At 42.9% G+C, this 14,137-nt stretch carries 13 protein-coding genes; 2 read left to right on the forward strand and 11 right to left on the reverse strand.

Annotation, left to right across the window (positions count from 1 at the left end; all coding sequences use genetic code 11):
* Positions 1-4: 4 nt before the first annotated feature.
* The 7 genes from AAHB12_RS04745 to pxpB form a co-directional block, all read right to left on the reverse strand.
* Positions 5-1,945 carry a TOMM precursor leader peptide-binding protein gene (locus AAHB12_RS04745; RefSeq protein ID WP_342044471.1) on the reverse strand — a complete coding sequence of 647 codons (1,941 nt, stop codon included), beginning with the start codon at positions 1,943-1,945 and terminating at the stop codon, positions 5-7.
* The gene (locus AAHB12_RS04750) at positions 1,942-3,897 is read right to left on the reverse strand and encodes a putative thiazole-containing bacteriocin maturation protein (protein WP_342044472.1); all 1,956 of its coding nucleotides are present in this window, start codon (positions 3,895-3,897) and stop codon (positions 1,942-1,944) included. Before AAHB12_RS04750 ends, AAHB12_RS04745 begins: the two co-directional genes overlap by 4 nt.
* A gap of 165 nt (positions 3,898-4,062) precedes the next feature.
* Positions 4,063-4,332 carry a heterocycloanthracin/sonorensin family bacteriocin gene (locus tag AAHB12_RS31670; RefSeq protein WP_446715514.1) on the reverse strand — a complete coding sequence of 90 codons (270 nt, stop codon included), beginning with the start codon at positions 4,330-4,332 and terminating at the stop codon, positions 4,063-4,065.
* 644 nt (positions 4,333-4,976) lie between these two features.
* The gene (locus AAHB12_RS04760; protein ID WP_342044474.1) at positions 4,977-6,188 is read right to left on the reverse strand and encodes an MFS transporter; all 1,212 of its coding nucleotides are present in this window, start codon (positions 6,186-6,188) and stop codon (positions 4,977-4,979) included.
* A gap of 165 nt (positions 6,189-6,353) precedes the next feature.
* Positions 6,354-7,118, reverse strand: a complete 765-nt coding sequence (locus AAHB12_RS04765) for a LamB/YcsF family protein (RefSeq protein ID WP_342044475.1) — start codon at positions 7,116-7,118, stop codon at positions 6,354-6,356.
* A gap of 3 nt (positions 7,119-7,121) precedes the next feature.
* Positions 7,122-8,126 (reverse strand): 5-oxoprolinase subunit C family protein, encoded by a 1,005-nt coding sequence (locus AAHB12_RS04770; protein WP_342044476.1) that lies wholly within the window; start codon positions 8,124-8,126, stop codon positions 7,122-7,124.
* Entirely contained in the window at positions 8,123-8,833 is a 711-nt protein-coding gene (gene pxpB / locus AAHB12_RS04775; RefSeq protein WP_342044477.1) for a 5-oxoprolinase subunit PxpB, read from the reverse strand. Before pxpB ends, AAHB12_RS04770 begins: the two co-directional genes overlap by 4 nt.
* Positions 8,834-9,030: 197 nt before the next feature.
* On the opposite strand from pxpB, the gene AAHB12_RS04780 reads away from it, so the two are divergent.
* Complete coding sequence (locus AAHB12_RS04780) at positions 9,031-10,137, forward strand: GerAB/ArcD/ProY family transporter (protein ID WP_342044478.1); 1,107 nt, start codon at positions 9,031-9,033, stop codon at positions 10,135-10,137.
* 110 nt (positions 10,138-10,247) lie between these two features.
* Here the strand turns inward: AAHB12_RS04780 and AAHB12_RS04785 are convergent, their stop codons facing one another.
* Positions 10,248-10,709, reverse strand: a complete 462-nt coding sequence (locus AAHB12_RS04785) for a hypothetical protein (protein ID WP_129729204.1) — start codon at positions 10,707-10,709, stop codon at positions 10,248-10,250.
* Between the two features lie 172 nt (positions 10,710-10,881).
* Here AAHB12_RS04785 and AAHB12_RS04790 point away from each other — a divergent pair, with 172 nt between their 5' ends.
* Complete coding sequence (locus AAHB12_RS04790; protein ID WP_129729202.1) at positions 10,882-11,280, forward strand: VOC family protein; 399 nt, start codon at positions 10,882-10,884, stop codon at positions 11,278-11,280.
* A 384-nt stretch (positions 11,281-11,664) separates the two neighbouring features.
* Here the strand turns inward: AAHB12_RS04790 and cysK are convergent, their stop codons facing one another.
* The 3 genes from cysK to AAHB12_RS04805 all read right to left on the reverse strand — a co-directional run.
* Complete coding sequence (gene cysK, locus AAHB12_RS04795; RefSeq protein ID WP_129729201.1) at positions 11,665-12,585, reverse strand: cysteine synthase A; 921 nt, start codon at positions 12,583-12,585, stop codon at positions 11,665-11,667.
* A 481-nt stretch (positions 12,586-13,066) separates the two neighbouring features.
* Positions 13,067-13,879, reverse strand: coding sequence for an MSCRAMM family protein (locus AAHB12_RS04800; RefSeq protein ID WP_342044479.1), 813 nt, complete (start codon positions 13,877-13,879; stop codon positions 13,067-13,069).
* Positions 13,872-14,137, reverse strand: a 266-nt coding sequence (locus AAHB12_RS04805; RefSeq protein ID WP_342044480.1) for a carboxypeptidase-like regulatory domain-containing protein, incomplete at its 5' end; no start/stop codon positions are given. The genes AAHB12_RS04805 and AAHB12_RS04800, both read right to left, overlap by 8 nt.

Raw genomic sequence — 14,137 nt, forward strand, 5'->3', positions numbered from 1 at the left:
TCAATTATGGGAACGGGTGTGGATATGGATTAAGCTGCTCATACGATAACGGCTGTTTGGTAAATCCAAGTTTCATCGGTACTTGGAGGACCCTTTCCAGCCCTTTAACACGGGTAAGGTGATGTCCGAAAGTCATCGGTAACATGCCAGGAATCAATACCTTTACACAGAATAATCCGTTCCGTTTGGTTATAGGTGTCGTCTGATCCACCACAATGACCTCGAGGTCCAACTGGCGGAACCTCTGAAGAATATCCTGTAGATCATCCTTCAAATCGGTATTCGTGGGAGGCTGTTTAAATTCCTCAGCAAATGTTCGTAATGGACGATGATTATCCAATAAAAAGCTCAGCCGGTCCTCTGCTTCCCGCAGACCGTAGAGCAGGCCATGGTCCTCCATCGAACGGACTGCAAATGGATCTTTTAGCATTTTTTCATACTTCTGCCGGTTTTCCTCCAATATTTTGTCATGCCTAACCATCATTCCAGCAAGCTCGTAAATCGAACTTTTTACAGCTCTAACAGGATCAGGACTAGCCCCTGCTGCACAAATGAGGTTTACACCCTTTGATCTTCTGTTTTTTGCCAATGCAAATACGCTGGGAATCTCCTGTTCCATCGTCGAATTGTAAAAATAAACGTCATATCCCGCCACCTCACGTAAACGGTCGACCATCAGTTCTAATTCTTTATCGTTAGCAGAACGAAGGTCAAGACGAGGAAGGGGCAGCTTGGCATACCATGTTAACAAGAAGGAATCTCGCTCGACGACCTCCATAATCCCATGGAAAATGGCCTCCTCCAAGCTTCCTCCCAATGCACACCCGTTGGAGGTTTCATAAACAAAGCCCTCCCCATTGCCCAAACTGTAATAGGCAAGTAACTCCGGAACCAGTATAGGACGTTCTTGTAAAAACGAATAACCCCAAACCCAATTCATTGGCACCTCAGGGTGAAACGGTTTAAACGGAAAATGAGGCTTTGCATATTGTTCCTGATCATGTAAACCTACTGTTGCAGGATTTAATGCGATATGCTTTAAATTATGATAACTATCATGAACTTTCTTCCTTTTGCCTTGAGGCTCGATTCCGCAATATCGCTCCAATCCCTCCAAAATGGCCGTAAGCCTACTCATTTCATAAGAATTAGAACGGCCAGCTACTCCCTCGTCCACTCCAAACAACGGCATGTTAACCAAAACATCGGCAAATGGGAGCCTGAAATCCGCCATTTCTCCATTCATGATTCCAGTACGATCATCCAGATAGTCTTCGACTAACACTGTTTTCAATTCACCCATCGAACGGCAGCGGTAACCGGCACCATTTAATTTAGGACTAGCTTCTAAGTTAATTTGTGCTAACTCCGGCGTGTCGTCAGGTATTGGACTGCAAATCGGGCACAATGGATCAGGCAAGAAAAAGTGACTGGAGGTCGTTAACATTCTCAGATTGGTAATGAACATCCTTTCTTCCAAGGAGGAGGGTTCTCCCTGAAGAATTTTTTGCACTTCGTTACTGATCAAGATTGCCATTTGCATTAACCCCGTTCGGGAAACCCATGCATCACGGGGCACACCTGCTCCTTCAGTCAACCTCATCTGAATCTCCCACATTTCACGACGATCGGGTCCGGCTATCAAGCGCCGTTTATCGGCACAGAGGGAACATCCAGGTTTGTTGTGGCGTATCAATGGACCAATGATACCATCACCAAATGAAACGAAACCTCGAAGCCAAGGGATACCGGCGTTCCTGAATCTCTGTTCCGCTTTTTGATGAAGGGATGGATGCCAAGCATCATCGAGGACCAGACCTAATTCCGTATCTTCGGGAATCTCTTCCAAAATGCTTTGACGTCTTACTAGATACCTAGTGGACAATTGATCACAGACATATTCTGCTAATAAACCGTCTCCGTCAATGAGGATATGTGCAGTCATTTGGAATCCCCCTCTCGTACCTGCACACCATATACCCCTGCCAGCCCTTGTTTTAAAAAGGGCTCAATCGATAGATCATAGACGAATAACTGTTTGTTGTTTCGGTTCAAGACCTCAATGGCAGATTGTAATAGTTCCAATTGTGTCATTTCCTCACAAGAGGGGATTTCAAGTTTGATATTCTTTTTTTCCAGATAAATCATAGAATCCTTCTCTTGCCTCTCTAAGGAATTTATCTCGTTTTGAGCATCGAAAAGTGCTTGCTGCAGTGTGTTTCGCAACGCCAATATTGCATTTAAACCTACCCCTGTATACAAACGGTCATTTGACCTTACCCATACAACTGGGAAGCCTGCTACATCCTCTTTTAAACCAATAGCCGGTGAACCCTTCAAGGTAGTAAGGGCATTTAAATAAAATCTGCATTTTTTATCTTCTATAGCTCCCATCGGCACACAATAAACCGTATTTAGCTGATCCGACCCTCTTTTTTTCAATTCTTCATCCAGATAGGCTTGCAGTCCTCGACAAACAGCCTCTGCGGTTGTTTCCCCTGAACCAATGCCTATAAAACCCTCTGGAAGATTCGCACCAGCCCTATCTGTCTGATTCTTGACTCTAAAATCTATCATTTTTGACACATACATTTCAATACCCTTCAAACCGGCAGCTCTGCTTGCTTCTTCATGTGTCAGTTCCGAACAGACAACTTCCGGCAGCAGTTCTGCCGGTCCCTCTGACAAAGGGGAAACAGCCTGAACATAGCACTGGGAAAGAGGAAGCTGTGGCAAATCCCGTTCTTCCCAGGTATGGAAAATACCTATTTCTTTTGAAGTTAATCGACTGAAATATTCCAAAAGCAAATCCTGTTGTTCATTCCTGTCGGATTCATGTTTCAGTCTTAGATCAAGGTCTTCAACCAGTTCGGGAATACCACTTTTAGACGTTACGGATGGATGTGTGAGGAAGGAATGCCAGTCTCCTTCCAGCGTTTCGAGATTAAGCATATAAATTTGATTACTTTGATCGGAACCTGCAATTCCTGTAGCCTTCTTGAAAAATTCGAATGCAGAGATATTCGCCAAAATCGCTCCTGATGTGGAAGAGAAGACCTGCGGCTCTCCATCGGCTTGCACGGCAGATTGATGAATTCTGCGCCAGGCAGACTCGAAGCATCCCTCTGATTCTGAATGAGTTAACGGTCCGGTGAGCCCTACTTTGTCTAAATAGACGGCCGGGAGAAATGCCTTCATTTCTTCTTTGCAAATTTGATTCAGATTTCGTAATTCATCTACATTTCTATCCTGCGAGACATACAGAATCCAATCATAGGGCTGAATTGCTTCTTTCCAAAAATTTGCCCCCTCCCCTTTATGAAAGGGTACTTCCTTCATCTCAACCTCGGAATCTTTTTTTCTGGCATTTTCTACCAAGCCATTCAACCGCAACCTATTGGTTGGAACCGTATCTGTTATCATGACGTTTAATTTAGGCAGTCCCGATTCGATTAAAGCAGCAATCAGAGATACCATGAAGGGACCAGAGCCGACAGTCAGAACCTTAGCCTGACGATATACTTGAAATTGGTAAGCGCCTGACTCGGCAAAATTCTCGATGAATTCAATTTGTGAAGCATATTTTTCAAGAACTTGACGACTTAATTGATGGGGAATATCTTTGCTGACATCGCGAACAAATCCATTCTTATATAACGTTTCTCCGATCTCGTATACCCTGTCACGATACGGTGGCGTTAACCCTTGAGTCAGAGCTCCCAATGTTTGCTCCCCATTGAACATCGGGAGCAATGTTTCAATCCACTGATAGATCGTTTGGCCTTCCATTCGGAATGAATTTAAGTTATTTCTAAAATAGACCCCCCCCTTCTGATCCGGGAGAAAAAATGTATCCCTTTTGACCTTCAGACGTGAGGACGAGTTAATATTTTCCATTTTAGCTCCTCCTTATTCCTAATCGTTACTACTTACGCACTATTAGTTTATGTACGATTTTTTGTCCAATATGTTTAAACAGTAAAGTAGTGCCCCTGCAGCACAGATTCATGCAGGGGCACTTTCTTTCGTAAATTAATGTTTTTTGTGAGTTTACAAAACCAATTAAATAAAACCGAAACCGATACCAAAACAACTAAATCCAAAGCCGAAACAACTAAATCCAAAGCCGAAACAACCGAAGCAGCCGCCACAACGGAAGCAACCGCCACAACGGAAGCAACCGCCACAACGGAAGCAACCGCCACAACGCCCAAACACACGCAAATCCTGGGCCTGAGCCTCGATTGGAACTAACTCTCCTACATGATAAGGGTCGATTCCCAACCCTTGCAATTGATTGTACATGTTTTCTCCCCCTTTACGTTTAATCATATTAAACCTGAATAGAGAGTTGAAAAGTAAATAATCCGTTTTGTGTATGAAAACATTAGATACGCTGTGTACTCTCTTCAACAAATTATGATTTCATTTAGGTCGCTGTTACTAAATAAAGAGCCTATTTTCGGTTGAGGAGGTTACAACACAACGCTAAAAGTGGAAGAATTATACAAAAAACATTGATAGCTTGTGGATACAGGATGTATAATAAGATTACCGTTTAACTGAAACATCGTGAAGAAAGTTGCGGTTATCTTTACAGAGATAGGTTACACCTATAATAAGGAACAAGAATATCCCTTATTGACTGAGCGAGAGCGGTCTTCTAGTGTGCGAATCCTGTGAGGCACACGTTTCCGAAAGGAGATGCAAAGCTTGTAAGTTCAATGCTGAATTGTAACTTTTAGTAAGTTTTGTGAACCAGGACCTACCAAGTGATCCTTTTGTAAAAACCAACATAATTTGTAAATTAATTTACTTAAACGAACGGGTTGCTTGAATTGAAGAACAAAAATTAAACACGATGAAAAACGCTTAGAGAGATCTCCAAGCGTTTTTTATGTGCCAAATCTCCTGTGAATTCGGATTTTCTCCACGTTAGCTGAACTGCTTAATCTAAGATCCGTCTCTTTTTTTTACTATTGTGCTTTTCGATCATTTGGCAGCAGCCAGGAAACAATCCCGAGAAGAGGCAGGAAGCTACAAAACATCATAGTAAAGGTTAAACCGTACATGTCAGCTAGCTTTCCAAGTACAACTGCACCAAGTGCCCCCATACCGAACGCAAGACCGACAATTAAACCGGACGCCATACCTACTTTTCCAGGCATAAGCTCCTGTGTGTACACTACAATAACACTAAAGTTGCTGAATAAAATAAATCCAAGAACAGCAAATAAAGGCGCTACCCAAACGAGCGGAATATGCGGCAATAACAAAGCAAGCGGCGCGGAACCGAGCATGGAAAACAGGATAAGATTTCGCTTTCCAAAACGATCGGATAACGGTCCTCCAAAAAACGTTCCCACCACCCCGGCAATCATAAAGATAAATACATAATACTGTGCAGCCCGGATAGACAAGCCATAATGCTCGATTAAATAAAACTGATAAAAGTTACCGATACCGGCGTTATACCAGGATCGCGCAAATGTTAAGAAAATGAGGAATACAACCGCAAGCTTTACCTGCCTGCTCAGCTTGCCTTCCGTACTTCCAGCCGCCGCGCGCTTCTTCACGCGCATCGTGCCGCTCGTGAGCTCTGTACGGTACCATCTGGACACATACCAAAGCAGCAATACGCCGATTGCCGCCGAAATCGTAAACCAAGCGGCGCCGGACTGACCAAGCGGGACGAAAATTAAAGCAGTGAAAATCGGTGCAAGCGCATTTCCTGTATTACCGCCAACCTGATAAATTGATTGTGCCAATCCTCGTTTTGTTCCTGCTGCCATAAAAGCAACGCGTGCTCCTTCTGGATGAAACACAGCTGAACCAAGACCGATAAATAAAACAGAAAGAAGCACAAGATAAAAGTTGGGTGCAAAAGCTATTCCAATCATACCGAACATGCTCGATAGCATTCCCAGCGGAAGCAGAAACGGCGAGGGCTTCTTATCCGTATAGAATCCAAACACAGGCTGCATAATCGAGGATGTCATATTCAAAGCGAACGCAATCCAGCCAACCTGTGTATAAGATAGATTCATAGACTGTTCCAAAATCGGAAATATAGCCGGCACGACAGCTTGCATAGAATCATTCATCAAATGACCTAAGCTAATAGCAAAAATAATGCGGTAGATCGTCGATGTGTTTAAAGCGCTTTGTTTAGGTGCTGCTGCTTGCAATGCATATTCTCCTCTCCAGCAAATGGACAATTCACTCTATAGCCCATTTTGTTCACATTTTAGATACAATCTATTGTATACCTATCCACTTCGCTTTTCCAGTTACTTACCTATATAATTATTCACTTACTTAACAAAAAACATCTCTTGGGCATGTATTAGAGACTAACCCAATTTGAACGGTTTAACCTGAACAGCTTCATCTTGCAATACATGTCGAATGCTTTGCGCAAAAGCTAACGCATGTGCACCGTCCCCGTGAATACAAATTGTGTCAGCCTTCAAAAGTATATCTTTCCCTTGCAGAGATCGCACCTTCCCTTCTTTAATCATTCGGATTACCTGTTGCATAGCCGTCTCCGTATCTGTAATCACTGCGTCCGCATGCCTTCGCGGCGTAAGCGATCCATCCTGCTGATAGGTGCGATCAGCAAATACCTCGCTCGCTGTTTGCAATCCAATCTTCTCTCCAGCAGCAATCAGCTCGCTTCCTGATAGTCCGAATAAAACCAACTCCGGATTCACCTTATATACTGCCTCTGCAATTGCCTCTGCAAGCCCCTTGCTTTGCGCCGCCATATTATATAATGCCCCATGCGGCTTTACATGCTGCATAATAGCTCCTTCTGCACGGATAAATCCGTATAAAGCACCAATTTGGTATACCGTTATATCGTACGCTTCCTGCGGGGAAAGCGCCATGTTTCGTCTGCCAAACCCGGCTAGGTCAGGTAAACCAGGATGAGCGCCTATCGCTACTCCCTTATCAAGCGCAAGCCGCACAGTCCTTCTCATTACTGAAGGATCACCTGCATGGTAGCCGCACGCAATATTTGCTGACGTAACAAATTCAAGGATTTCTTCATCTGCTCCCAGCGCATAGGCCCCAAAGCCTTCCCCCATATCACAATTGATATCGATTCGAAACATGATTTATCCCTTTCCTTTCCATAGTATTCCGCGTGCTGCCAATTTTAAGAGTTTTTCTTGCGCAAGCATGAGCATATGTGCCTGCACCAAGGAAATTTCTTGAAAACTCACAAAATCTCCTGGCTTTAATTGAGCCAATATTGGAATATCTACACTCACTACGTATCCGATATTCGGATATCCGCCAGTTGTTTGGCAGTCTGCCATCAGTACAATTGGGTTTCCCTCTGGCGGCACTTGAATTGTGCCAATTGATACCGCTTCAGAAAACAGCTCAGCAGCCCCTTGTAATTCAAGCTTTCCCCCTCCTAGGCGATATCCCATTCGATCCGAATTTGTTGTAACGTGAAACGAACGGGCAAAAAGCTCCTCTTGTGCTCGTTCTGTAAACCACTCAAACTGTGGACCGCGAATCATACGAACGATTGACCTTGATGAATAAGCAGGCAGTAATGTTGAGGAAAATCCCCATTTTGCTGCCGAGAAGCTCTTTTTTTCTCCGTCAGACAACTGCCTCACGAAACAGCATGCGAGCTCTGACGCTTTTCCGATGAACAGTCGATCTCCTTCTTTGACGTTACGACCTTCCAAGCCCCCAAATTCTCCTCGTATATATGTACTGCTGCTTCCCATGACCGTTGGAACATCAATGCCTCCTGCAACTGCAATATACGATCGGCAGCCAAGCTTTGGAGCCCCAAACTGCAGAATACTGCCTGACTTCATAAGTACAGGGCGCCATAGCGGCACTATACATCCATCTATATGAGGAGACAAATCGCCGCCACATATCGAAATCAATGTGTCCTTCTCAAATAAAAGCTTTGGACCAACCAGTGTTACCTCAAGTGCAGCGGCAGCTTCTTCGTTACCGACAAGTCTGTTACCGATTCTAAGAGCTGTCGTATCCATCGCGCCGCTTACAACCACCCCTTGCTTTCGATAGCCGTACCTTCCTAAATCCTGCACGCTCGTACACAAACCCGGACGTATTATCTGTATTGTCACTCTGCTCTCCTCCCCCAAGCCTCATATTCTTCTTGTGGAATAGGCTGAAAACGGATGATATCTCCTGCCTGCAGCAAGCTTGGCTGTTCTCTATGAGGATTAAATAGTCGCAGCGGTGTACGTCCAATAATTTGCCAACCACCTGGACTTTCTAGAGGGTAAATGCCTGTTTGCTTTCCCCCAATCCCGACACTCCCTGCCGCAATCACGAGACGAGGGGAAGAACGGCGCGGAACTGCAAGTTTCTCGGACATCCCTCCCAGGTATGGAAAGCCAGGTGCAAATCCAATCATATACACCGTATAGCTTCGCCCTGCGTGAAGTCCAATAACTTCTTCAGGAGTCATTCCCGTGAACTCTGCAACTTCCTGTAAATCAGGACCAAACTCTCCCCCATAACAGACTGGAATCGTAATCACGCTTGGCTCTTCTGAAACCATGTAAGAATTAACCAAAATCCTCTCCAATGCGGCACGAATTTGTTCATATGGCTGGGTAGCTTGTCCAAGGCACAACAGCTCCATAGGATCATAAAACACTGTTACTGTTGTAAAACCAGGAACAAGCTCTATCATACCAGGAAGCGGATGATCTTCTAAGTATTTGACAAGTCCCCTCACCTTGTTATGTACTGCTATATCAGCTGATGTGCCAAGCCGCACTGTAATAGCGGCATCCCCTAATGGATAAAACTGAATCTCATTCATATACCTGCCCCCTTCATTCCAAATGCGCAAGACACTAATCTATTTCCTATTCTACCGCAGCATCCCTCCCTGTCTCCATAGCTTTTCTCCTAAACAACTTGTAGAACGGCCCATTTTGGGTACAATATCCAAATGAACCTACTGTCTAGCTCACGAACATCGTTGCAAGGTATTTAAGCTTGAAAGGAAGATTGGTAATGATCGGGGTCGAGAGAATCAGCTCTTTTCAGTTTTGCTGTTTAATTATACTATTTGAGCTAGGGACAGCTGTTATGGTCCCATTAGGTGCAGATGCAAAACAAGATGCTTGGATTGCAGTTTTAGTTGGCATGCTTGGCGGTCTGTTAATTTTCTCTATTTATGCTTATCTGCATCGGCACTTTCCCCGTCAACCATTAACAAGTTATGTAAAACAAATCGTCGGTAAAGATATAGGATTTGTGATAGCTCTGCTATATACTCTGTTTTTTATTTACGGAGCCGCAAGGGACTTGAGGGACGGAATGGAGCTGCTGTATCCTACCTATGATGAAACTCCCTTATTGGTTATCGGTTTTATCATCATAAGTTTAGTCTGTTATTCCTTATATACAGGACTCGAGGTACTGTCACGTGTAGGGGAAGTATACTTTATGCTCTCTCTATTTTTGGGAGTGCTAGCGCTGTTATGTTTATATTTTTCGGACGTAATAGATCAAACAAAAGTATTGCCCCTATTAGAAAAAGGTTGGAAGCCCGTTCTCACTGCCGCCTATGGGCAAACCATTATGTTTCCATTTGGTGAGCTGATTTGCTTCACAATGGTACTGCCTTCTTTACTTCATCCACAATCCGGATTTAAAATTGGAACAATTTGCATTCTTATAAGCGGAACGATACTAGCAGTGACCGTGTTTCTGGAAATTTCAGTGCTAGGGGCAAACAAGACTAGCACGGCCTTGTTTCCTTTTTTAAGGCTTATGCAATACATTAACATTGGGGATTTTATACAGCGGATGGATGCATTTGTTCTTATTGGTTTAATTGTAAATGACTTTTTTAAGGTGTCCATTTTTGCCTATGCTGCTATCCTAGCTTTTACAGATATGTTTCCTATTCAAAAACATAAACTCGCATTTCCCATTGGGGGGATAATTTTATTTATGTCACTAGCAATTGCTCCAAATTCACAATCTCACTTTGCACAAGGAAGATTTGCTTTAAAATACATTTTCCCTCCCTTTATCCTCTACATCCCTCTCTTGCTTATGGTGATAGAATTAATTCGTACAAGACTAAGAAAAAGAGAAAAAGCAAAAACATAAACTCCGTGCATTTTTCTTGCTTTAAGAGCAAGAAAAATGCACGGAATTGCATGTATCAATTTTGCTTGCTGAAAATATCTCTTACAATCAATGACCGTTAGCATCTCGGATTACATCCCTATCTTCACCCATAGCTTTCCATCCCGAATGTCAAAATGCTTAATGCTTCCAACTGGGATGGACTTGATTGTATCAATTCCATCTAAGTCCATCTTCAGCATCCGATCCTCATACACAGTGTATGGCGGTTTATTTAAAACTTTTCTTTTCATCCACTCTTGATTAAACGGCTTCATATACGGAACCGTAAAGTATAAGGTTCTATACTCCGCCTTCAACGGCTTCAAATCAAATTCAAAATATACCTGCAGTAGAAGTTTTGTCGTCAAACCGCTAATGCATATTGTCTCGCCGTGAAAGGATACATCCAAATTCCGAATCTCCTCCTCTTGTTCCTTTATTCCTTTGCGAAACATCCATAATAAGCGATCTGCAGTAATCGGAATAGAAACAGCCTTATCCACCGCTACGCTTTTAAATGTTCCTTTTAACTTTTTAAAGAACTCACTCACAATATCACCCGCTTTAGATCACAAATTTCTAGGCCTTTTATAAAAGTATGTAAAGACTCCAAATAGATTGACAGCTGAGTCAACACTACAAAAATAGCGACTATGATCTAAGCTGTGGTAACATCTGAGATAGAGGTATATTTGACTAAGTATAGGAAAGGGGATTATCATTTTGATTCATTACGAGGAGCTTCATCATGTTGGAATCAATGTGACTGATTTAGAAAAAGCAAAGCATTTTTATAGTACAATTCTCTGTTTACAGGAAATTGAACGTCCAAATTTTGACTTTGAAGGAGCCTGGTATGCAATTGGGCAGCAGCAGCTTCATTTACTTGTCCGTCCAGATTCACAAACGATCCGATCTGATAAAGGGTTAAATAGCAGAGAAGGGCATTTTGCGCTGAGGGTGAAAGATTATGAGCAAACTTTACGTTGGTTACAGCAAAATCATGTGGAAGTGCTTGAGAAACCAAATAGCATGAGCGGCTTTGCACAAATCTTCTGTGCTGACCCGGATGGAAATTTGATTGAATTACATGTAGAGCAAAAAGACCTACAGCGTTCCTAATTAGCGGACAGGCAGGCTCAAGCAGCCTGCCTATTCCTTTAACGTGATAAAATCGCTTCATTGTTGCTACAATTAGGAAAACCCATTAGATGTACATCCTCCTTTTCTACAATTTGAAACTCCATTAAAACCGGATATCATGTTTCATAGCCTGTGCAATCGCCGGATTCATTCGTTTTTCCCAATGTAAATGATGATTGAAATTTGTATATATTTGAGTGTACAAGTATCACCTTAAAGGATATGATTTGATAAATTAAAGTATATATTTAAAAAACGCATAGTATATAGCAAAATTGACCCAAAAGGGTATGCCCTTTGGGTCAATTTTGCTCCCCCTCTATTAAAGATACTTCCCTAACTGCTAGAAGCCCTTCAAGAGTGTTATTCATCGAAAATATTCATGCTTAGATATCTCTCACCAGTATCAGGAGCAATGCATACCACACGTTTACCCGTACCTAACCGTTTCGCTATCATTATAGCTGCATAGACCGCTGCCCCTGACGAAGGACCGACTAAAATGCCTTCCAGTCTCGCAAGGTTTCTTGTTGTTTCTAACGCTTCTTCATCAGCAATTTGGATAATTTCATCATATATACTTGTATTTAAAATAGGAGGGACGAAGCCAGGGCTTGTACCAACAAGCTTATGCGGCCCTGGTTGTCCACCAGATAACACTGGAGATCCTTTCGGTTCAACAACCGCTACATACAACCCTTGTATTTTTTCCTTCAGCACTTCACCTGTTCCTGTAATCGTACCGCCTGTTCCGGCAGTTGCGACAAACGCATCCAACTTTCCTTCCATTTGCTCATAAATTTCAAGCGCGGTCGTAATGCGATGAATATCCGGATTCGCTTTGTTTTCAAACTGCTGCGGAATAAAGCTCCCCGGAATTTGCTCCCGAAGCTCCAGCGCCTTCCGAATAGCGCCAGGCATGCGGTCAGCAGCCCGTGTTAACACAACTTCTGCTCCGTAGGCTTTTAAAATATTAATACGCTCTTTTGACATATTATCAGGCATGACTAAAATAGCTTTATATCCTTTCGCCGCTGCATTCATTGCCAATCCAATACCCGTATTGCCACTCGTCGGCTCAATAATTGTATCCCCTGGACGAATCAGGCCTTGTTCTTCCGCTTGTGCAATTAAGTTATATGCAGCCCGATCCTTTACGCTGCGGGACGGATTGAACATTTCCAGCTTTACATACACGTCAGCTGCCTCAGGTGGCACAAGCCGATTTAACCGAACAAGCGGTGTTTTTCCAATTAATTCTGTTACATGATTGTATACGTTCATCCCAATCTCCTTTATTACTATTTGTATGATACATATCATCTTTTCCTACAGCGGGTTTTAAATTCCTGTTTTCAGTAAGATTAATAGGAGAATATAGACATAACGTATCATTTCCTAGCCATAGGGTCAATTGCGAAGACAGAGGCGTAGTCACCCTTATACTTTATTCCTAAAATCTTCAACTACGTCGAATTGTCTTCTAGCTAGAAATTTATACTTTCTTAAAGTGTAAACGAAAAGGACAGGTGAGATGTATCTCCACCTGTCCTATCATCTAAGAGATATTGAATCTCTCCGAGCACAAAAACAACTATGCTTTGTCAGTCTGTAGTCAAAATATTACCAGGAAACGTACTGATAAATGAGATAATAAGGGTTCACAGACAATCAGCCTTGTTGTGCAATTTTTGTTTTTTCTAAGTTAATCAACACAGCCTGGTGAAGAAAGTTTCTTATCGGATGATAATACGTTTATACCCTTCTAAACTCTAACAAGTATAAAATAGCGTAAATCGACTATTAATGAACCTTGAATGATTTTGTTACCAATTTCGATTTCATAAGCGAGTGTGGCACAGTTTGAACAACTCTTACCTACGAGATTAAAGACAGTTGGACAGTCTGATTTTGCCAAACAAATTGGGCAACCGGTTTGTTTGGTAATCAATATGAATCCCTTTTTTAGAGCTTTTTTCCTTTGTAATGGGATCACAACATTTACTACTTCTCCCCCTGAAACTATTACAATTTCGCTACCAGTAATGTAGCCCAATACTGATGCTACTAAAGTGTATTGTCCCGGATGAAGATTCGAAACAGTAAATCGGCCATTCGAATCTGTCTCCACCCTTGCAATGATGTTACCAGTGCTATCCGTTACGGTAACTATTGCGCCTTCAATTCCTGCTCCCGTTTGCGTATCGTTTACCTGTCCTTGAATGACTGCTGCATTCGGCAGTAACATTGCGTTCACAATCTCGGTTTCGCCCGCTGTTAGGTTCACCGACACCGTTTGGCTCGTAAAATTCTCTGCTGAAAAGACCACATCATAGTTTCTAGGGGCAATACCTGTCAGCAAATAGTTCCCGGTTTGGTCCGTTTGAGTTGAAGCGACAATAATCCCGCTGCCTTGGATCACCATGACCACTCTGGCTCCTGCAATTGGAGTTCCGATTTGTGCGTCCGTTACCTGTCCTTGGATTGTAGCCGGATTGGCTTGAAGCGCCACATCCAGCACACGTTCTTCTCCTGGTTCTAAGATAATTCGGAAGATAGCCGCTACATACTTATCCATGAGATATTACCACCCGGTATTCTCCTGCATTCAATCCATATATGGCATACAGGCCATTCTGGTCTGTCAAGGTGGATTTCACCAGCACATCCGTTCCGGCGATAAATACTTGGACGAGAGCGCCTGGAAGAGGTGCCCCTGTTTGCGCATCGGTCACTCTTCCCGTTAGAGAAGCTGGGTTTGATTCCAGTACGAAATTGACTGTCTCCGTCTCACCTGGTGTTAAGGTAATAACTGTTAGTTCAGAAGTAAAATTCT

Source organism: Bacillus sp. OTU530, assembly GCF_038440375.1.